The sequence below is a fragment of the Flagellimonas algarum genome, from assembly GCF_040513375.1.
Lineage (GTDB): Bacteria > Bacteroidota > Bacteroidia > Flavobacteriales > Flavobacteriaceae > Flagellimonas_B > Flagellimonas_B algarum.
Window position 1 is genome coordinate 41,320 of sequence record NZ_JBEVTG010000005.1, and the last position, 18,674, is coordinate 59,993.

General features: G+C 45.8%; 22 protein-coding genes. 5 read left to right on the forward strand and 17 right to left on the reverse strand.

From position 1 onward, the window contains the following. Positions 1-18: 18 nt before the first annotated feature. From ABV409_RS16300 to recR, 12 genes are all read right to left on the reverse strand, one after another. A complete protein-coding gene (locus ABV409_RS16300; RefSeq protein ID WP_353878690.1) occupies positions 19-894 on the reverse strand; it encodes a DUF2911 domain-containing protein in 876 nt (291 codons plus the stop codon). Continuing rightward, positions 891-1,850: a signal recognition particle-docking protein FtsY gene (gene ftsY / locus ABV409_RS16305; RefSeq protein WP_353878691.1), complete on the reverse strand. Its 960-nt coding sequence runs from the start codon at positions 1,848-1,850 to the stop codon at positions 891-893. Before ftsY ends, ABV409_RS16300 begins: the two co-directional genes overlap by 4 nt. Positions 1,851-1,953: 103 nt before the next feature. Next, the gene (locus ABV409_RS16310; RefSeq protein WP_353878692.1) at positions 1,954-2,106 is read right to left on the reverse strand and encodes a DUF4295 domain-containing protein; all 153 of its coding nucleotides are present in this window, start codon (positions 2,104-2,106) and stop codon (positions 1,954-1,956) included. A gap of 9 nt (positions 2,107-2,115) precedes the next feature. Then, complete coding sequence (gene rpmG, locus ABV409_RS16315) at positions 2,116-2,298, reverse strand: 50S ribosomal protein L33 (RefSeq protein ID WP_353878693.1); 183 nt, start codon at positions 2,296-2,298, stop codon at positions 2,116-2,118. Between the two features lie 11 nt (positions 2,299-2,309). Next, positions 2,310-2,546 (reverse strand): 50S ribosomal protein L28, encoded by a 237-nt coding sequence (gene rpmB, locus ABV409_RS16320; RefSeq protein ID WP_353878694.1) that lies wholly within the window; start codon positions 2,544-2,546, stop codon positions 2,310-2,312. Positions 2,547-2,614: 68 nt separating this feature from the next. After that, positions 2,615-3,862, reverse strand: coding sequence for a competence/damage-inducible protein A (locus ABV409_RS16325; protein ID WP_353878695.1), 1,248 nt, complete (start codon positions 3,860-3,862; stop codon positions 2,615-2,617). 77 nt (positions 3,863-3,939) lie between these two features. Then, entirely contained in the window at positions 3,940-4,278 is a 339-nt protein-coding gene (locus ABV409_RS16330; protein WP_353878696.1) for an Hpt domain-containing protein, read from the reverse strand. Next, on the reverse strand, positions 4,278-4,889 hold the full coding sequence (locus ABV409_RS16335; RefSeq protein WP_353878697.1) for a fumarylacetoacetate hydrolase family protein: 612 nt from the start codon (positions 4,887-4,889) through the stop codon (positions 4,278-4,280). Before ABV409_RS16335 ends, ABV409_RS16330 begins: the two co-directional genes overlap by 1 nt. 9 nt (positions 4,890-4,898) lie before the next feature. Beyond that, positions 4,899-5,675: a 3'-5' exonuclease gene (locus tag ABV409_RS16340; RefSeq protein ID WP_353878698.1), complete on the reverse strand. Its 777-nt coding sequence runs from the start codon at positions 5,673-5,675 to the stop codon at positions 4,899-4,901. Positions 5,676-5,679: 4 nt separating this feature from the next. Continuing rightward, positions 5,680-6,465, reverse strand: coding sequence for a carboxylesterase family protein (locus ABV409_RS16345; protein WP_353878699.1), 786 nt, complete (start codon positions 6,463-6,465; stop codon positions 5,680-5,682). A gap of 44 nt (positions 6,466-6,509) precedes the next feature. Continuing rightward, positions 6,510-7,871: a dihydrolipoamide acetyltransferase family protein gene (locus ABV409_RS16350; RefSeq protein WP_353878700.1), complete on the reverse strand. Its 1,362-nt coding sequence runs from the start codon at positions 7,869-7,871 to the stop codon at positions 6,510-6,512. Positions 7,872-7,955: 84 nt separating this feature from the next. Further along, entirely contained in the window at positions 7,956-8,579 is a 624-nt protein-coding gene (gene recR / locus ABV409_RS16355) for a recombination mediator RecR (protein WP_353878701.1), read from the reverse strand. Between the two features lie 79 nt (positions 8,580-8,658). Here recR and ABV409_RS16360 point away from each other — a divergent pair, with 79 nt between their 5' ends. Next, positions 8,659-10,119, forward strand: coding sequence for a sodium:solute symporter (locus tag ABV409_RS16360; protein ID WP_353878702.1), 1,461 nt, complete (start codon positions 8,659-8,661; stop codon positions 10,117-10,119). On the opposite strand, the gene ABV409_RS16365 is transcribed toward ABV409_RS16360, so the two are convergent. Next, positions 10,116-10,475: a CoA-binding protein gene (locus ABV409_RS16365; RefSeq protein ID WP_353878703.1), complete on the reverse strand. Its 360-nt coding sequence runs from the start codon at positions 10,473-10,475 to the stop codon at positions 10,116-10,118. The two genes, ABV409_RS16360 and ABV409_RS16365, sit on opposite strands and share 4 nt — an antisense overlap. A gap of 524 nt (positions 10,476-10,999) precedes the next feature. After that, on the reverse strand, positions 11,000-12,010 hold the full coding sequence (locus ABV409_RS16370; RefSeq protein WP_353878704.1) for a 3-oxoacyl-ACP synthase III family protein: 1,011 nt from the start codon (positions 12,008-12,010) through the stop codon (positions 11,000-11,002). 568 nt (positions 12,011-12,578) lie between these two features. Between ABV409_RS16370 and htpG the strand changes: the two genes are divergently transcribed. Continuing rightward, positions 12,579-14,468: a molecular chaperone HtpG gene (gene htpG / locus ABV409_RS16375; protein WP_353878705.1), complete on the forward strand. Its 1,890-nt coding sequence runs from the start codon at positions 12,579-12,581 to the stop codon at positions 14,466-14,468. 103 nt (positions 14,469-14,571) lie between these two features. Next, positions 14,572-15,909: a hypothetical protein gene (locus tag ABV409_RS16380; protein ID WP_353878706.1), complete on the forward strand. Its 1,338-nt coding sequence runs from the start codon at positions 14,572-14,574 to the stop codon at positions 15,907-15,909. Here ABV409_RS16380 and ABV409_RS16385 read toward each other — a convergent pair whose 3' ends face one another. Then, positions 15,910-16,317, reverse strand: a complete 408-nt coding sequence (locus tag ABV409_RS16385; RefSeq protein ID WP_353878707.1) for a hypothetical protein — start codon at positions 16,315-16,317, stop codon at positions 15,910-15,912. Further along, the gene (locus ABV409_RS16390) at positions 16,310-16,885 is read right to left on the reverse strand and encodes an RNA polymerase sigma factor (RefSeq protein WP_353878708.1); all 576 of its coding nucleotides are present in this window, start codon (positions 16,883-16,885) and stop codon (positions 16,310-16,312) included. The genes ABV409_RS16385 and ABV409_RS16390 overlap by 8 nt, the downstream gene beginning before the upstream one ends. Before the next feature lie 131 nt (positions 16,886-17,016). Here ABV409_RS16390 and ABV409_RS16395 point away from each other — a divergent pair, with 131 nt between their 5' ends. Continuing rightward, positions 17,017-17,370 carry a DUF6249 domain-containing protein gene (locus ABV409_RS16395; protein WP_353878709.1) on the forward strand — a complete coding sequence of 118 codons (354 nt, stop codon included), beginning with the start codon at positions 17,017-17,019 and terminating at the stop codon, positions 17,368-17,370. Between the two features lie 60 nt (positions 17,371-17,430). Next, positions 17,431-18,063, forward strand: a complete 633-nt coding sequence (locus tag ABV409_RS16400; protein ID WP_353878710.1) for an MOSC domain-containing protein — start codon at positions 17,431-17,433, stop codon at positions 18,061-18,063. A 56-nt stretch (positions 18,064-18,119) separates the two neighbouring features. Here ABV409_RS16400 and ABV409_RS16405 read toward each other — a convergent pair whose 3' ends face one another. Further along, positions 18,120-18,473, reverse strand: coding sequence for a hypothetical protein (locus ABV409_RS16405; protein WP_353878711.1), 354 nt, complete (start codon positions 18,471-18,473; stop codon positions 18,120-18,122). Positions 18,474-18,674: the final 201 nt, after the last annotated feature.

The window sequence follows — 18,674 nt, forward strand, 5'->3', positions numbered from 1 at the left end:
GAAAAAGGAGTGACAGGCCTAGTCTTCAAGCAAGTTGGTCCAAGCGCGGATGTTCTTTTCGTTCATCCGAACGAATTCATCCTTACCCAATTCGGCAGCGATGGTTTTTGATTTTTGGGCGGATGCAATGGCCCCTTTGAAGTCTTTTAGATCCGCTTGCAATAGGCTCTTGACCCTGTGGAAATAGTAGGTGTCGCCTCCCAATTCCAGGGCTTTATCGACATAACCAAGTGCCCTTTTGGTAGCAACGCCCTGTTCCTGCAAATACCGTGCGGCTTCGTAATAGGTCTGTGCCGAAGGCAGCGATTCCAATTTATCAGCGATCTCAGCTTCCATCATCGCTTGGGTATCGACTTCGATAGGGATTTCGATTCGGGTCGAGGCCCAAGTCAGTTGCAACAACGCGGCATCGTGGGTAATGCTATCGAAAGAAATCAAAAAATTCTCTTGGTGATAGGATAGGCGTTGCGGTCGAAGTCGGATACGAAATAAATCTTCAGCGGGGTCATAGGCCGTTCGACCATCGCCCCAGTGCCCTATATTGGTATGGAACGCAATTTCCCAATATTCCGCTTCAGGAAACGCATACAGGGCATAGGTGCCTTTAGGCAGCGTATTGCCGCTGATTTTCATATCCGCATCCACATGGATCTTGGTGCTTTCGTTGGCCCCGACGCGCCAAATTCGACCAAAGGGCACCAAACCTTTTTGGCCATCGTCTTGCGGTCCGAATACATGCCTTCCCTTAACTGCCGGTCGTGAATATTCGATACGGATATTGGAAAGGCCCAATTGTTGTTCGACTATGGCAAAAGGACTTGCTTTGGGATGTGTTATCTGTGCTGTCGCAAAAAGCGAACAACAGAAGTACAGCCCTAGGAATACGCGTTTCATTGGAATTTGAAAAAGGAATCGACGAATTCGTATTTGTTGAAGACCTGTAGGTCTTCAATCCCTTCCCCAACACCAATGTACTTCACCGGAATCTGGAATTGATCGGATATTCCGATCACCACACCGCCTTTCGCGGTTCCATCCAACTTGGTGACCGCGAGACTGCGGACTTCGGTGGCCTTGGTAAACTGCTTGGCCTGTTCAAACGCATTTTGGCCCGTTGACCCATCTAGCACCAACAACACATCATGTGGGGCATCGGGAACCACCTTTTGCATGACCCGTTTTACTTTTGAAAGTTCGTTCATCAAATTGACCTTATTGTGCAATCGCCCTGCCGTATCGATTAGGACCACATCGGCTTTTTCAGCTACTGCCGAATTCAAGGTATCGAAGGCCACTGAGGCCGGATCACTCCCCATTTTTTGTTTGATGATGGGCACGTCGACCCGTTTCGCCCAAACTTCCAACTGGTCGATGGCGGCGGCCCTAAAGGTATCGGCCGCACCCAAAACGACCTTAAGGCCCTTGTTTTTGAACTGGTGGGCCAGCTTGCCGATGGTCGTGGTCTTCCCGACCCCATTGACCCCAACGACCATAATGACATGGGGGCCGTCGGATTTAGGGATTTCAATGGTCTCCGCCTCACCCGATCGGGTCTCGGCCAACAGCGCCGCAATCTCTTCGCGCAAAATGACGTTCAATTCGTCAGTACCCAAATATTTATCACGTGCCACGCGGGCTTCGATCCTTTCAATGATCTTCAAGGTGGTGTCGACACCCACATCGGAGGTGACCAAAACCTCTTCAAGGTTATCAAGTACCTCGTCATCGACCTTTGATTTTCCGGCAACCGCTTTTGAAAGCTTTCCGAAAAAACTGGAATTCGATTTTTCAAGACCCTTGTCCAAAGTCTCTTTTTTCTCCTTGGAGAATATATTCTTAAACAAAGCCATAGGTTGTAGCTATAAAATCAAAGATAGGAAAGTAGGTGGAGTTTTGTTAAAATAAAAAAGCCGCCCCTATCGGGACGGCTCTTCATTCTTTATCGTCGCGAAATTACTTTTTCGACAACCAATCGTTAACCAATTCAGGGGCCATAACCGACTCAACGAAGGTATACGCACCTGTTTTCGGCGACTTGACCATTTTGATGGCCTTTGTCAATCTTTTGGAACTACTTTGTAGTGTTGCTACCGTCTTCTTTGCCATGGTCTAAACTTATTTGATTTCTTTATGAATGGTCATACGCTTCAAGATCGGATTGAATTTCTTCATCTGTAATCGATCCGGCGTGTTCTTCTTGTTCTTGGTAGTGATGTATCGTGATGTACCTGGTTGCCCGGATTCTTTGTGCTCCGTGCATTCCAAAATTACCTGAATTCTATTCCCCTTCTTGGCCATTACTCAACTTTTTACTTTACGAAACCTTTCGCTCTTGCTTCTTTCAATGCAGCAGAGATTCCTAATTTATTGATGATCTTGATTCCTTTTGAAGAGACGTTCAAGGTCACCCATCGGTCTTCTTCCGGAATGTAAAACTTCTTTTTGGAAATGTTGATATCGAATCTTCTCTTCGTCTTGTTGATCGAGAAGGAAACATTATTCCCAAACATCACTTTCTTACCTGTAACTTCACAAATCTTGGACATCTTCTCTGTGCTTGAATTTTCGCGAGTGCAAATTTATATCTTTTCTTATTGACCCACAAAATTATAGATCAGAATTTTAAAATTTCTTTCTGCAGCAATTCGAAGGCTTTGTTGACCGACTTCTGCACGATACGTTCGCGATGGTTACCCATGGTAAACCCTTGGGCGAAAACCCCTTGTGGTGAGGCTATTCCGATAAATACCGTACCTACAGGTGCATCCGAATCCCCCTTTGTCGGACCGGCATTTCCGGTGGTGGCTATGGCGTAATCGGTCTTGAACAATCGGCTTGCATTTTGGGCCATGGCCATGGCGACTTCCTCGCTAACCACCGAATGTTCTGCAACTAGCCGTTCATCGATTCCCAATTGATCGATTTTCGCTTCAGTGGCATAGGCCACCACACTACCTTTGAAATAGTTCGATGCCCCAGGTACCATGGTAATCTGATTGGCGATTTTTCCACCGGTAAAACTTTCGGCCGTCGATAGGCTCAATCCCTTTTCGGTAAGTAGTTTACCGATACCGAATTCAATACTTTCGTTCTCGGCCACCCCATAGATGATTTCCCCGATCAGGGGGTACATGGCGGCTACGGCCTTCTCGACTTCGTTTTCGAGCAGCTCCCGATCTGGTCCTTTGGCCGTTAACCGCAACCGGACCCTTCCCAAATTGGGCAAATAAGCCAATTTGATGAATTCGGGCAGCTGTTCCTCCCAGGTTTCCAAGCGGTTGGCGATCGCACTTTCACCCAAACCATAAGTCATGATGGTCTTGTGAAGGATATGGGGTCTTTCAAAACGCTCGGTAATGCGGTGCAAGACCTCGTTTTTAAGCAATGCTTTCATCTCAAAAGGGACACCGGGCATGAAGACAAAGACCGACTCGTCCTTTTCGATCCACATTCCAGGAGCGGTACCGTATTGATTGTGCAGTATGGTAGCTTTCGATGGAACGAGGGCCTGATTGCGGTTTAAATCGGAAATGGGTGTACTGATATAGGTGGCAAACAGCATTTCAATATGCTTTAAGACCTCTTCGTTGTGTACCAGTGAATCTTCAAAATACCCGCAGAGGGTCTGTTTCGTAATATCGTCTTTGGTAGGACCCAATCCGCCCGTTACCAACACCAATTTTGAACGTTTATTGGCTTCGGCCAAGGCCATTAAGATATGTTCACGTTCATCTTGCACCGAGGTAATCTGGTAAATCGAAACGCCGATATGGTTAAGGGATTTGGCAATAAATGCCGAATTGGTGTCGACGATCTGCCCAATCAATATCTCATCGCCGATCGTAATGATTTCTGCCTGCATACGTGTAGTTCAACCTAGGGTTTTCCCCTGATGAAGATGGCAAAAATACGTAATGTAATGGATAAAACGCGGCGAGTTTAGACGTCGAAGTCCTTTTGGAGCTCACCGATAACCTGTTCCACGTCGCGTTTGAGCAATGGGAAAATCTGTACGATGGCATCGTAGCTTCCCGAAGTCTTCCCCAAGGTTTCGATTTCAAGGGCTATGGCGCGGGTTTGTTCCATCCCCAACAAATCGACATTGGGTTTGATCTTGTGCGCGAGCTTGTAAATCTGTTCGTAGTTCTTGGTTTGAATGGCTTGTTCCAAATCATTGAGGTCGGTAGGTACCTCTTCTAAAAAAACGGATACCACGGAAAGGATGAAATCTTCATCCCCTTCTGCCATTTCGTTGATTTTATCTAAACTGTAAATCATTATTTGATGCGGACTGCGAACAGTTCCTTGTCTTCTATTCTTCCTTGAAGGTAATCATTTGGGGACACTTTTCCAACCCCGGCAGGCGTTCCGGTAAACAGAATGTCCCCCTTTTTTAGCATAAAATAGGTCGAAACATGGGCGATAAGCTCATCTATTTTCCACAACATCAGGCTGGTATGGCCATTTTGGACGATTTCCCCATTTTTTAACAAGGAAAACCCCAGTTCTTGAGTATTTTCGTACATATTTTTGTCTAACCACTTACCGACTACCGCAGAACCATCAAATCCTTTTGCCTTTTCCCAAGGCAAACCCTTCGCTTTTAGACGCGATTGTAGGTCCCTGGCGGTAAAGTCGATACCCAGTCCGATCTCACTGTAATACTTATGGGCGAACTTGGGGGCGATGTGCTTGCCAACCTTGTCGATTTTGATCAATAGTTCGACTTCATAATGGATGTTATCGGAAAACTCCGGAATGTAGAAGTCCTGTTCTTTGGGCAGAATAGCCGAATCGGGTTTGATGAATACCACCGGTTCTTCAGGGCGTTCGTTGGCCAATTCGTCGATATGGGCCGCATAATTGCGTCCGATACAGATCAATTTCATCGCTGGATTTTAAGACAGTTTGTTGTTGAGTTTGCCCAATTTCAATTGGGTCAGTACCTTTTTGGTATATAGCGGAAAATCGGCGTTTAGGATCCATCCGAAATAACCAGGTTCCTTTTCGAGCACTTCATCGACTTTTCTCCCCTTGTGTTTGCCGAAAGTGAATATGGGTTCGTTTTGCTTATCGAGACCTATGAATCCTGCGAAATCAAGCGATTGGCGTCTGGTGGTGAAAGCCGAAAGTTTCTTCACGTCGTTTTCCAGTTCCGGATAACGGTCTAATTGCGCTAACAATACTTCATAGGTTGCCATGGTATCGGCACTTGCACTGTGGGCGTCCTCCAGATCCTTATCACAGTAGAACTTATAAGCGGCCCCTAAGGTCCTTTTTTCCATTTTGTGGAAAATAGTCTGTACATCGACCGAAACCATGGCCTTCATATCGAAATCCACTTCGGCACGCAACATTTCCTCCGCCAACAATGGAATATCGAAGCGATCCGAATTGAAACCGGCCAAATCGCTATCGCGTATCATCGCATAGATTTCTTTGGACAGTTGTTTGAAGGTCGGCGCATCAGCGACCCGTTCATTTGAAATTCCATGTATCCCAACGACTTCGGCGGGAATCTCCATTTCAGGATTCACCAGCCAGGTCTTGCTCTCCCTATTGCCGTTGGGCAGGACCTTTAATATGGAAATCTCAACAATTCGGTCTTTGGCCACATTCGTACCGGTGGTTTCCAAATCAAAAAAGCAGAGTGGTTTTTTCAGTTCTAATTGCATGATGTTATTTGGTTTGTGAAAATAACCATGGAAGCAGGTCTTTTTCGGCAAAGGCGTTGTCCCAACTATTGTGTCCGATATCGGGATAAAGCGAGTACTTGACCGCGGCCCCGACACCTTTCAATGCCGTGACCATTCGGGAAGAGTATCCAGGGTCGACCACTTTGTCGGCCCCGCCATGAAATACCCACCAAGCGGGTCGTTTCAGTTTTTTGGCGATTTTGGGGTTGGCGCCCCCACAAATCGGAAAAGCGGCCGCGAACATTTTCGGATTGCGCCGTACGATCTCAAAAGTACCCATACCCCCCATGGAAAGCCCACCGACGTACATGCGCCTGCGATCGATTTTGTATTGCTTGCGTAGGGCTTTGATCAAACCTTCCAACAACACCATATCCGTAGTGGGTGGGGCATTCTCGAAAAAAAGCAACTCCCGCTCATTACCTTCACCCCGAACATCGATTCGGGCCCAACTGCTTCCGGAGGCACATTGCGGAAAAACCACGATGGACGGAAAACCTTGACGGATACTTCCCTTTAAAAACAGTTCGGAGCCATGTACCAATTGCGAGGTATTATCATCACCCCGCTCTCCAGAACCATGGAGTACCAAAATCAAAGGGTACTTTTGGTCGCTATCGAAATTTTCGGGCAGTAATATCCTGTAGGGCAAGCGCGATCCTTCCGATTCGAAGGACCCGACTTCATAAGCCTCGGGGTCCTGCGCCATGGCAAGCCCAAAGCTGATGGCCCACAATAAAAACACCTTGACGGGCAGCTGTGGTTTCATAAGCCCGAAAGTACTAAATACTACATCAAAAAGTAGGGATTCGGTCAGATTTCCCGGTTGCTGTCCCAAGCTTCGAGATAATCGGCAACGGCCTTGACGAACATTCCGCCCAAAGCGCCGTTGACTACGCGATGATCATAGCTATGTGACAAGAACATCTTACTCCTGACCGCGATGAAATCACCTTCATCGGTTTCAATAACGGAAGGGATCTTTCGTATGGCACCCAAGGCCAAGATCCCTACTTGTGGCTGATTGATTATCGGGGTTCCGAAAATACTTCCGAAGCTACCAACATTGGTCACGGTATACGTGCCTCCTTTTACTTCATCAGGCTTCAGTGCATTGTTACGTGCCCGGCCTGCCAAATCGTTGACGGTCTTCGCCATGCCCACCAAATTCAATTGATCGGCATTTTTGATAACGGGAACGATGAGATTGCCGTCGGGTAAGGCAGCCGCCATACCAAGGTTGATGTTCTTTTTCTTAATGACGTTATCTCCATCCAAAGAGATGTTCATCATCGGAAATTTCTTTAACGCCACGGCAACCGCTTCCATGAATATCGGGGTGAAGGTCAATTTTTCACCTTCGCGTGCCTCAAAGGCTTTTTTCACCTTATTACGCCAGATGACCACGTTGGTCACGTCCACTTCCACAAAACTTTGCACATGCGCCGAAGTGGCGATGCTCTCGGTCATGTGATGGGCGATGAGTTTGCCCATTCTGGTCAACGGAATGACCTCATCGTCGGCGCTGACCGAAATCGGGGTCACCGGTTTCGCTTTCACCGGGGCTGCCTGTTCGCTTTGAACCGGCTTTGCGGGTGCAGCAGCTTCCGCCTTGGGTTCTGGGGCCACTGTAGTACCATTGGTGGAACGTTTGGCCACAAAGGATAAGATATCGTTTTTGGTCACCCGTCCTTCCTTACCTGTTCCTGGAAGGGTGTCCAACTCCGCTTGGGTCACCCCTTCTTGTTTGGCGATATTCTTCACCAAGGGGGAATAAAAGCGTTCAGAGGTGGAACTCACAGGTCCGCTGGGAATGGATGCCGTTTTGACCGATTCCATCTCTTGTTCCAATACGGCGGCTGAAGCCGGTACTTCGACTTGGTTTTCGGTCTCGACTACAACATCCGGAGCGGTATTGACCACTTCGGCACCACCTTCGATCTCGATGACCGCAACGACCTCACCTACTTTGATGATGTCGTCGATTTCAAAACGTTTCTCGACCAACACCCCTTCAACCTCACTAGGTACTTCGGAATCGACCTTATCGGTGGCGATTTCAAAAATGGCTTCATCCATTTCGATCGTCTCTCCTACATCTTTCAACCAAGAGGTCAAAGTCGCCTCGGCGACACTTTCCCCCATTTGCGGTAATTTCAATTCAAATTTTGACATATTCTTAATCAACGTGCCTTATACTGGAATTATTTTGCAAAAATAACAAAAAAAGACCTGTTTTATTGATTTAATTTCACTTAATTATCCATCCGCTTTGATCGAATTTTCAAACGGAACCCGGTGCAATATGCTCCGTCCCAAGGTCACCTCGTCTGCATATTCGAGTTCATCGCCAACGGAAATTCCCCTCGCAATGGTTGACGTGGCCACATCGGTGCCCGCGAGCTGTCGAAAAATGTAAAAATTAGTGGTGTCGCCCTCCATCGTCGGGCTCAGGGCGAAAATCAATTCCCGAACACCACCCTTTTTCACACGTGCGATCAAGGGGGCGATATTCAAGTCTTGTGGGCCCACCCCTTCCATAGGCGATATCTTTCCGCCCAAAACGTGGTATAGGCCCTGGTATTGGGAGGTATTCTCAATAGCCATGACGTCCCTAACATCTTCAACGACGCAAATCAGGCCTTTATCCCGTTTGGGACTGCTGCAGATCTCACAGATTTCAGTATCCGAAATGTTATGGCAATCGCTACAAAACTTGACTTCATCGCGCAGTTTGGAAAGGGCCTCTGTCAAATCGCGCACCTGTTCGCTGGGTCGTCTCAACAAATGCAACACCAAACGCAGGGCGGTACGCTTCCCGATACCCGGTAACTGCGCCATTTCATCAACGGCATTCTCCAATAGTTTTGACGAAAAGTCCATACCAATCCTTCTTCGGCAAAATTACGATTTTACATTTATCCAAAGAGATATTCGTACTTTGCGAACGAATCCATCGCCCATGACCGCAAGTCAGATACTCGTACTTATCGCCCTGTATTTTTTGGTGTTGCTCCTGATCTCGTATCTCACGGGGAAAAACGATTCGAACGCCGATTTTTTTAAAGCCGGCAAAAGATCGCCTTGGTACGTGGTCGCTTTCGGAATGGTAGGTGCCTCGCTTTCGGGGGTGACCTTTATATCGGTACCGGGCTGGGTCGAGGCATCGCAATTCAGTTACTTGCAAGTCGTTTTGGGCTATTTGGTCGGGTATTTGGTGGTGGCATTTTTGCTCTTACCTATTTATTATCGGTTGAATTTGACTTCGATTTATGAATACCTGCTCACCCGTTTTGGGTACATGAGCCATAAGACAGGGGCTTTTTTCTTTTTCGTATCACGGGTTTTGGGAGCGGCCTTTCGACTGTATTTGGTCGCCATCGTATTGCAGCAATTTGTTTTCGATGATTTCGGCATCCCCTTTGAAATCACAGTGATCATCTCCATTGTATTGATTTGGATCTACACCAATAGAGGGGGCATCAAAACCATTGTTTGGACCGACACCCTGCAGACCACGTTCATGATCTTGGCGGTGGTGTTGTCGATCATTTTGATCAATCGCGAGCTCGATTGGAGTTTCGGGGAGTTTCTCGGATCTGACGATTTAAAGGACTACGGTAAATTCTTGTTCACCGAGGATATCTTGGCGCGTAACCACTTTTTAAAGTCCTTTTTAGGGGGTATGTTCGTGACCATCTGTATGACCGGTCTTGATCAAGACATGATGCAGAAGAACCTGACCTGTAAAAATTTGCGTGATGCCCAAAAGAATATGGTATCCTTCAGCGTCGTGTTGGTAGGGGTCACCTTTCTCTTTATGCTTTTGGGCGCCTTGTTGTTCATTTACGCCGAAAGGAACGCCATTGCCATCCCCCTAATGGACGGCACGCCCAAAACCGACCTTTTGTTTCCTGAAATCGCTTTGAACAGCGGATTGGGACTGACCCTTTCGATTACCTTTATGTTAGGTCTGATCGCCGCGGCCTACAGCAGCGCCGACAGTGCCCTGACCTCCTTGACCACATCGTTCTGTGTGGATTTTTTGCAGCTTGAAAAAAAGGCCCCGTCCCTCCAAAAGAAAATACGGAAGCAGACCCATGTGTGGATGAGTATCGTCTTGATCATTGTCATCATCGCCTTCAAATACATCTTGAGCAGCAATGTCATCGACAGTCTGCTAACCGTTGCAGGTTATACCTACGGGCCTTTATTGGGACTGTTCGCTTTCGGTATTTTCACCGACCATAAGATCAAAGACCGCTATGTCTGGATCGTCGCTTTGGTAGCTGTCGCGCTCATCAGCATCATCGGCTCTCTGGAACCTGAAATTCTTGGCGGTTATGTATTAGGATACGAATTGCTGCCTTTAAATGGTCTCTTGACCTTTTTCGGGCTGTGGTGTATACGCGAAAGGAACTAATATTGACCGGTACCCAAAAGCACCAAGGTACAGGCGATTTCGTAATCGATATCATTTTTTTCCAGTAGTCGATAAAACTCAGGGTTCTCCGTTCCTGGATTGAAAATGATCCGTCTCGGTGCAAGGGCGATCAGGGCATCGTAGTATTGCTTTTGCAACTCACCCCTTAAATATAACGTTACAGTGTCTATATTTGGTAGTTCGCCTAAATTATTCGTTATTTGTATGTCACCGATTTTTCCGGCTCGGATACCGAAGGCGACCGTATCCACTTTGTTCTCAAGTAGCCTTCGAACGGCCAAGTTGCTGTAGCGGTTCGGATTCGGTGATGCTCCAAATACCAGGGTAGTCGACATATGTTAATTTATATGTTAAACTACATAAAAGTCGTAACGATTTGCAAAAAATAACGTCTTTACATCGGAACAAGTACAATCATTGGTAAGACTGTATTTTTTTTATAGTTAATGGTTAGTGTTTAGTATGGCTTATCAATGGAAAACCCCGACGATCCCGTCGGGGTTTATTTTTTTGTAAGTACCTGATCGGCAATGGGCCGACCCTTTATCGGCTGTAATTTTATGTTAAAGCTTACAAAAAGTGTAACAAGCTGCCGAAGCTGTCGTCTACTTGATATCATCGATCAACAACGACAAGCCATGTAAAGAAACATCCTTGCCTATTGGATATTGCCGTTTTCAAGGCCGCAACCAAAGCGGAGCCCAAAGTAACGGCACACAAGACCATTCAGGGCAAGCATCACCTATAAACATATTGGCATTCCTTATTTCGGAATATTGGTTGGTTAGTTCTAATAAGGTCTGTCAATAAAAAACCCTGGTCCGTTCGGGCCAGGGTTTATCTTTTCCAATTTGGGCACTTACCAACGCATGATCACGCTGCCCCAAGTAAAACCACTGCCGAAAGCAGCCAAAACAACGACATCGCCTTCATTGACCTTACCGGCTTCCCAGGCTTCTGTCAACGCAATCGGAATCGATGCTGCCGTGGTATTGCCGTATTTCATGATGTTATTGAACACTTGATCGTTCGATAAACCGAATTTTTTCTGAACGAACTGTGAGATCCGCAAATTGGCCTGATGGGGCACCAACAGACTGATGTCGTCAGGGCCGAGACCATTGGTCTGAAGCCCTTCCATAATCACTTCGCTAAAACGAACCACGGCGTTCTTAAAGACAAACTGCCCATTCATGTATGGAAAATACGATTCGTCATCGGGATCATTCTCGTCGATAATATCGGTGACCCATCGCTTACCCATACCAGGGGCGATCAAGGAAAGCTCTTCGGCATGTTGCCCTTCGGAGTGTAAATGCGATGACAAAATGCCTTTGGCCGGGTCTTCTTCCCTACTGACGACCGCCGCTCCGGCTCCATCCCCGAAGATGACCGAAACCCCACGACCACGGGTCGACATATCGAGACCACGTGAATGCACTTCAGAACCAATGACCAAAACGTTTTTATACATGCCGCTTTTGACATATTGATCCGCTACGGACAGCCCGTAAACGAAACCGGAACATTGGTTTCTGACATCAAGGGCCCCCACCGTCTTGATTCCGAGGTCGCGCTGTACCAAAACCCCGGGTCCTGGAAAATAATAGTCTGGGCTCAAGGTGGCGAATACAATGAAATCGATATCATCCTTATTGATGCCGGCCCTTTCTATGGCCACTTTGGCGGCCTCTACCCCCATTGAGGTGGTCGTAACGTCCGAATCTTTGATCACATGACGGCGCTCCTTGATACCTGTCCGCTCCTGAATCCATTCATCACTGGTATCCATGATTTTTGAAAGGTCATCATTGGTGACCACATTGTCAGGCACGTAATATCCGAGGCCCGCAATTCTAGAATTGTACATAGACTAACACATTACACTTTCTTTGGCGAAAGTCGTTATTCATTGGTAAAGTAAAAATTAAATCGCAAGAAATCCAGAATTCCACAAAAAATACGGGCTTGCGATTTAAGGATTTTTACCCTCTCGACCGATTTCCGAAGCTGTCCTGACAAGATTCCAAGGTCATTTGGATTCCCATACCCCCAAAATTACAACTTCAAAGGATTTTTTTTGTTCAAAATCAAAACGGAGATCGTAAACTATGTTTAGGAAAAATCAATAATGCTACAACATTTATTTTGAATTGAACATAAAAACGAAAACGCGCTTTCTAGCAAAAGCGCGTTTTCAACAACCTAACCAATAAATAAACAAACTTGTTGTAGACTAAACTCTTTCATAGCAATTAGTTTACCACAACGAGTCAAAAATAAATAATGTTTAAGTTATCATGAAATAAATTAAACATAAAATTTGTTAATTTTTTAAAATGATACCATTTGCGGGCTTGTGTCAGTTTGTCACCCTAACACGACTTGGTATCCTTTTTGACCTGGGTAGGCCAAATACTAATTGAAATATACTGACAATGGCAACTGGTAAGATCAATGTTTCCGTCGAGAACATTTTCCCCTTAATCAAAAAATTCCTGTACAGCGATCACGAGATCTTTCTTCGTGAATTGATATCCAACGCTACCGATGCAACACTTAAGCTAAAGCACCTTACGGCAATCGGTGAGGCCAAGGTAGATTACGGTCAACCCCTTATCGAAATCAAAGTCGACAAAGAAGCTAAGACCCTACGCATCATCGATCAGGGTATCGGGATGACCGAATCAGAGGTCAAGAAATACATCAATGAAGTCGCTTTTTCAGGTGCCGAGGAATTTTTGGATAAATACAAAGACGCCGGGAAAGATGCCGGTATCATCGGGCATTTCGGACTTGGCTTTTATTCGGCCTTTATGGTCGCCGACAAAGTGGAGATCTTTACAAAAAGTTTCAAGGAAGCGCCTGCCGTTCATTGGGTTTGCGATGGATCACCGAGCTTTGAACTGAGTGAGACCGAACGCGTCGAACGAGGTACGGAGATCGTATTGCACATCGCAGAGGATTCGGTCGAATTCCTTGAAGATTCCAAAATCCGCGAACTCTTGGGCAAATACAACAAATTCATGCCCATTCCGATCAAGTTCGGAACGCGCACCGAAACCCTGCCCAAACGGGAAGAGGCAAAGGATGAAGACCCAGCCCCGACCCAAGAGGTAGACGATATCATCAACAATCCGAATCCGGCGTGGACCAAAAAACCCGCTGACCTTAAGGAAGAGGATTACAAAGGGTTCTACCGCGAATTGTATCCGATGCAGTTCGAAGAGCCCTTGTTCAATATACATTTGAATGTCGATTACCCATTTAATTTGACGGGGATCCTCTATTTTCCGAAGTTGACCAATGATCTCAACATCCAGAAAGATCGCATCCAACTATACCAAAATCAGGTTTTCGTCACCGATAACGTCGAAGGGATCGTACCCGAATTCCTGACCATGTTACGTGGGGTCATCGATTCACCGGACATCCCATTGAATGTATCCCGTTCGTACTTACAGGCCGATGGCGCGGTGAAGAAGATATCGACCTACATCACCAAAAAAGTAGCCGATAAATTGAACTCTTTGTTCAAAAACGACCGCTCCGATTTCGAACAGAAATGGAACGATATCAAAGTGGTCATCGAGTACGGTATGTTGTCTGAGGAAAAGTTCTTCGAAAAAGCCGATAAATTTGCCTTGTACCCCAGTGTGGACGGAACTTTTTTCACCTTCGAGGAACTGATCGAAAAAATCAAGGACACCCAAACCGACAAAGACGATAAAAAAGTCGTGCTCTATGCTTCTGACCGAGATGCCCAGCACAGCTATATCGAAGCTGCCAAGGCCAAAGGGTACGAAGTATTATTGTTGGATTCCCCTATCGTACCACATCTGATCCAAAAATTGGAAGGTGCCAAGGAGAACGTTTCCTTTGCGCGGGTCGATGCCGATCATATCGACAATCTGATCAAGAAAGAGGAAACGGCCATTTCAAAACTTTCCGATGAGGAAAAAGAAACCCTAAAAGGGCAGATCGAAGGGGTCATCGGGGAACAAAGTAGTTTTACCGTGCAATTGGAAGCCATGGATAGTACGGCACAACCCTTTGTCATCACCGAACCGGAATTCATGAGAAGGATGAAGGATATGCAACAAACCGGAGGCGGAGGCATGTTCGGCATGGGGAATATGCCCGATATGTTCAACTTGGTGGTCAATACCAACCATGAATTGGTCGGTGAAATCCTGAACACCAAAACCGCGAAAAAGCGGGAGCGCTTGATCAATCAGTCTTTAGATCTTGCCCGACTTTCAAAAGGCTTGTTGAAAGGTGAAGAACTCACCCAATTCATCAATCGCAGTTACGAGATGATCAAATAAAGACCTCCTTTTTGGAGGTATTCCGAATATGAAACGAAACCGTTCTTGCCCATGGACGGTTTTTTTTTGTTTTGTGCTATCTTAAAGCCCAAATGGATCCGCTATGAGTAACGATTACAAAAGTCCGGCGTTCAAAAAACTACTCGATTCCCTGCAACAGCAAAGCTGGGAATTGGAACTCATCATCTCGGGTTTCGCCATTTTCGGGCTTTTCACCGCCTACGAACCGCTGCGCATTGGTGCCGAAAACGCGCAGAACAATCAACAGATCTACCAATTCGTCATCCATTTGGTGGCCTTTATCGCTTGCAGCATCCTCTTGTTCAACCTCTTGCTACATGTGGTCTTAAGGGGTTTATGGATTGGTGCATTAGGCCTGCGCTATGTTTCGGGAGATATCGAATTCGATAAGTTGAAGTACACCGAATGGTTCAAAGATTACCTTAAAAAACGCATTGTTTCCTTCGACCGATATATCGCCAATCTTGAAAATTATTGCAGTATCCTCTTCGCGATTTCCTTTTTGCTCATTTTTCATGTGTTGGCCATCACGCTGATTATTTTGAGTATCGCCTTAGTGGCGAACTTCATCATCGATAATGATGAAATTCCAAAATGGGTCTCGCAAGGCGTAGGCATCCCCTTGGTCATATTCATTTCGGTAGGGATGCTACTTACGTTTTTCGATTTCATTACCCAAGGGCTGATGAAACGCAACAAATGGGTCGCCCGCTTTTATTTTCCGTTTTATTGGGTTTTCAGCTTTTTGAGCTTGTCGATCCTATACCGCCCGTTGGTCTACAATTTTTTGGACAATCGTTTCGGAAAACGCATCGTTTTGATGTTGACCCCGATTTACATTTTGATTTTGATCTTAAGTGGATTGGAGTACCGGAACTCGAATTATCTTGAAAAAGACCGTACCTCATCGACCTTTTTCGCCAATAAGGAAAACTATCAAGACATGATGACCGAGGACGGTGATTTTCCCGGGGAAGCCGTCATTCCATCAAAGGTGATCAATACCACCTTCCTTCAGGTATTCATGCCCTATTCGGAAAATTTGGAGGAACGGATCTTTGCCTTTGAGGGTTCGTTGAAACCCGAAGAGGACCGACGGGGGCTTTCGTCGACCAATTTTCAATTCAACACGAATTGGAGCGACAAGATCACTACCCGTCGCCAGAAAGACAGCATTCGAAAATACTACCTCGAAGTCTTCAACAAAACGCATTTCTTCAAAATCGACAGCGTGGTCTACGACAGTGAGTTCATCATTACCACCGACGGCAAGAACCGACTTGGATTCGAAACTTTTTTGGATCTCAAAGCAGTGCCTGAAGGCAAGCATCAGTTGCGGGTCATGCGAAAACGGAAAGAGAACGACAGTATCGTGGAGTTGATCCAGGAATCCATTCCTTTTTGGTATTTCAAAAAGTGATCATGCGATGCGATTCTCAAAAAAGCGTTTGAGATAACCGACTTGAATCAAGACCATTACCGCCATGAAAACAAAGCCATAGACATAGGACTTCGACCATTCGAAACTGGGCAAATAGGCTGAAACGGATTTCAAATAAGACTTTGCCAAAGCCCCATATACATGTCCTTCAGCAGCAGCGTCGACCATGGGCACCAACCCGGCCAAGAGCAATACGAATACCAACCCCCATATGATTTTCAGTTTATTCGACAACAAGGGTTTATAAGCGATTAGGCCCTTTTTGGGTAGCATAGCGACCTTGGCCATCAATTTTTCAGTGAAATCGGCCGAAGGTCGTTCTAACGGAGCCTCCACCATAAACTTATCTACCAAGCCATTCAGGTCTTTGTTTTGATGCTCATCCATAGTGCTGCAATATTTCGGGTTCCAAGTGATCTTGCATAATACCGGCCAAACGCTTGCGCGCCCTAAAGAGACGCACCTTAATGGTATTGACCGAAAGATCGGTTATTCTTTCAATTTCCTGTAATTTCTTTTCTTCAAAATAGAACAAGGTCAACAGTGCGGCGTCATCAGGAGGCAGTTTGGCCAGACATTCCTGAATGGCCTCTTCCCGCTCTTTTTGGGCCAACACCTCAAAAGCGTTGCCTACATCGCTGATCTTGTTCGCATTGTGCTCATCGATCTCTACCGTCATGAATTCCCTTCGCTTCGACTTTAAACGATCCAGACAACTGTTATAGGTAATCCGATAGATCCAGGTCGACAGTTTCGAATCGCTTTTGAATTTATCGATACCCTTGAATACCTTAATGAAGGTGTCTTGACTGACTTCTTCGGCCTCTTCGGTCTGTTTCAGCATGCGTAGGGCCAGGGAAAAAACCAGGTTCTTATAGGTATCGACCAAATCAGCGAAAACGGCGGTATTGCCGGCCTGCAATTGCTCGATGAAATATTGGTCGTTGTTAGTCATTGTCCTATTGACGATCAAATTACCCAATTGGTTACAACTTTCAACTTTTTTTTGGTTTGCTGTAACCCTTTTCGAAAAACCGTCGTCATACGCAGTGAAAACAAATTAATAATCATAAAAACGAATTAGTTATGGGATCTGAAATTGTTATAGTACCGATTATGTTCACGGTGTTTTTCGCCATTGCTTACCTCTATTTTTCAACGAGGAACAAAGAACGATTGGCCTTGATCGAAAAAGGCGCCGATGCCAGTATTTTCGTCAAAGGGAAAAAAGAGAACGCCGCTCCATTCTGGAAGGTGTTGATCTTGAACATTGCCCTTTTGCTCATCGGTATCGGGGTCGGTATTTTTATCGCTTCGATTCTGGAAAGCGTATTGCATGTGGATGAAGACATTGCCTATCCGGGTACGATCTTCCTCTTATCGGGTATTGGGCTGTTGGTCGGTTTTACCATGACCAAAAAACTGGAGCAAGACGATTGATCTTGCAAATCATCTCGAAAAAAACCATCGCCTTCTGCGATGGTTTTTTATTTTTAGGGTATGCAAGTACTATCGACCAACATCGGTTCATCCACTGAAGTCGTATGGCGTGGACAAACGGTTACTACCGGGATTTTCAAATACCCTACCGAATCGGGTATCCAATTGGAGCATGAACAAGTGCGATCGGACACCATCGCGGATAGAAAGGTGCATGGTGGTGTTCACAAGGCCTGTTACCTATTTTCGGCACATCATTACCCCTACTGGAAAGAAAAATACCCGGCCTTGGAATGGGATTGGGGCATGTTGGGTGAAAACCTGACCATGGATCACATGGAAGAGGATCGTCTTCGTATCGGAAGCATCTATCGTTTGGGTACGGCCTTGGTACAAGTGACCCAACCCCGTGAGCCCTGCTTTAAACTGGGCATTCGATTTAAAGATCAAGGAATCCTAAAGGCCTTTATCGACCACGGACATCCGGGTACTTATGTCAAGGTCTTGGAAGAAGGAACGGTTCAAAAAGGGGATCATATGGAATTGATCGAAGAAAGTGAAAACCCATTGACCATTCAGGCCTTTTATCGGTTACTTTTCGGAAGGGAGAAGGATTCCAAAACACTCCAACATGCCATTGCGAACGAAGCCTTGCCCGCGTACAAAAGGGAACGGCTCAAAAAATGGCTATGAAAAAGCCCCGACGATGTCGGGGCCTCACAACTGAATAAAATTAACTTAACTAATAACTATTTTACCTCAACGGTTTCTTTGTAGGTCTTGTTATCATCAACGATAATGACCGTGTAACTGTCACTGTATGCCTGTTCGAAGTTGAACGCCTTCTCAACGACCAAATCGCCTTCCAAAACTTGTTTGAATACCACACGACCATTGCTATCCATGACTTTTATGGTCACTTTCTCCTGGTCGAGGTTCAACAAGTTCATGAACAATTTGTTCCCCTTTTTCTTGAATACGGGATCAGCATTGACCTCGATTAGGTTTTTTTCGACTTCGCTGATCTTCGGTCCGTTGGCAAGGCCAGTGGCCGCTGCGAACAATAAGGCTACTACTACTGTATTTCTCTTAAGTGTCTTCATAACATTTCGTTTTAATGATTTGCAATTGAATTAGGATACAAACTTAGCACTGCAGCACCCCTCGATTCAACTACGGATTTATCCAATTTCTGTTCAATATTAACCTTATAGAGGTGTTAAAATTTCATAAAAGGTAAAATACCATAGAATTGTGGTAATTTTGCATAGATGCAATGATTCGGCCGGAAGTAATTTTACGTT

Excerpts from the sequence above, each read along its gene's own strand:
- ABV409_RS16300 (WP_353878690.1), bottom strand. The coding sequence starts at position 894 with ATGAAACGCGTATTCCTAGGGCTGTACTTCTGTTGTTCGCTTTTTGCG.
- ftsY (WP_353878691.1), bottom strand. The coding sequence starts at position 1,850 with ATGGCTTTGTTTAAGAATATATTCTCCAAGGAGAAAAAAGAGACTTTG.
- ABV409_RS16310 (WP_353878692.1), bottom strand. The coding sequence starts at position 2,106 with ATGGCAAAGAAGACGGTAGCAACACTACAAAGTAGTTCCAAAAGATTG.
- rpmG (WP_353878693.1), bottom strand. The coding sequence starts at position 2,298 with ATGGCCAAGAAGGGGAATAGAATTCAGGTAATTTTGGAATGCACGGAG.
- rpmB (WP_353878694.1), bottom strand. The coding sequence starts at position 2,546 with ATGTCCAAGATTTGTGAAGTTACAGGTAAGAAAGTGATGTTTGGGAAT.
- ABV409_RS16325 (WP_353878695.1), bottom strand. The coding sequence starts at position 3,862 with ATGCAGGCAGAAATCATTACGATCGGCGATGAGATATTGATTGGGCAG.
- ABV409_RS16330 (WP_353878696.1), bottom strand. The coding sequence starts at position 4,278 with ATGATTTACAGTTTAGATAAAATCAACGAAATGGCAGAAGGGGATGAA.
- ABV409_RS16335 (WP_353878697.1), bottom strand. The coding sequence starts at position 4,889 with ATGAAATTGATCTGTATCGGACGCAATTATGCGGCCCATATCGACGAA.
- ABV409_RS16340 (WP_353878698.1), bottom strand. The coding sequence starts at position 5,675 with ATGCAATTAGAACTGAAAAAACCACTCTGCTTTTTTGATTTGGAAACC.
- ABV409_RS16345 (WP_353878699.1), bottom strand. The coding sequence starts at position 6,465 with ATGAAACCACAGCTGCCCGTCAAGGTGTTTTTATTGTGGGCCATCAGC.
- ABV409_RS16350 (WP_353878700.1), bottom strand. The coding sequence starts at position 7,871 with ATGTCAAAATTTGAATTGAAATTACCGCAAATGGGGGAAAGTGTCGCC.
- recR (WP_353878701.1), bottom strand. The coding sequence starts at position 8,579 with ATGGACTTTTCGTCAAAACTATTGGAGAATGCCGTTGATGAAATGGCG.
- ABV409_RS16360 (WP_353878702.1), top strand. The coding sequence starts at position 8,659 with ATGACCGCAAGTCAGATACTCGTACTTATCGCCCTGTATTTTTTGGTG.
- ABV409_RS16365 (WP_353878703.1), bottom strand. The coding sequence starts at position 10,475 with ATGTCGACTACCCTGGTATTTGGAGCATCACCGAATCCGAACCGCTAC.
- ABV409_RS16370 (WP_353878704.1), bottom strand. The coding sequence starts at position 12,010 with ATGTACAATTCTAGAATTGCGGGCCTCGGATATTACGTGCCTGACAAT.
- htpG (WP_353878705.1), top strand. The coding sequence starts at position 12,579 with ATGGCAACTGGTAAGATCAATGTTTCCGTCGAGAACATTTTCCCCTTA.
- ABV409_RS16380 (WP_353878706.1), top strand. The coding sequence starts at position 14,572 with ATGAGTAACGATTACAAAAGTCCGGCGTTCAAAAAACTACTCGATTCC.
- ABV409_RS16385 (WP_353878707.1), bottom strand. The coding sequence starts at position 16,317 with ATGGATGAGCATCAAAACAAAGACCTGAATGGCTTGGTAGATAAGTTT.
- ABV409_RS16390 (WP_353878708.1), bottom strand. The coding sequence starts at position 16,885 with ATGACTAACAACGACCAATATTTCATCGAGCAATTGCAGGCCGGCAAT.
- ABV409_RS16395 (WP_353878709.1), top strand. The coding sequence starts at position 17,017 with ATGGGATCTGAAATTGTTATAGTACCGATTATGTTCACGGTGTTTTTC.
- ABV409_RS16400 (WP_353878710.1), top strand. The coding sequence starts at position 17,431 with ATGCAAGTACTATCGACCAACATCGGTTCATCCACTGAAGTCGTATGG.
- ABV409_RS16405 (WP_353878711.1), bottom strand. The coding sequence starts at position 18,473 with ATGAAGACACTTAAGAGAAATACAGTAGTAGTAGCCTTATTGTTCGCA.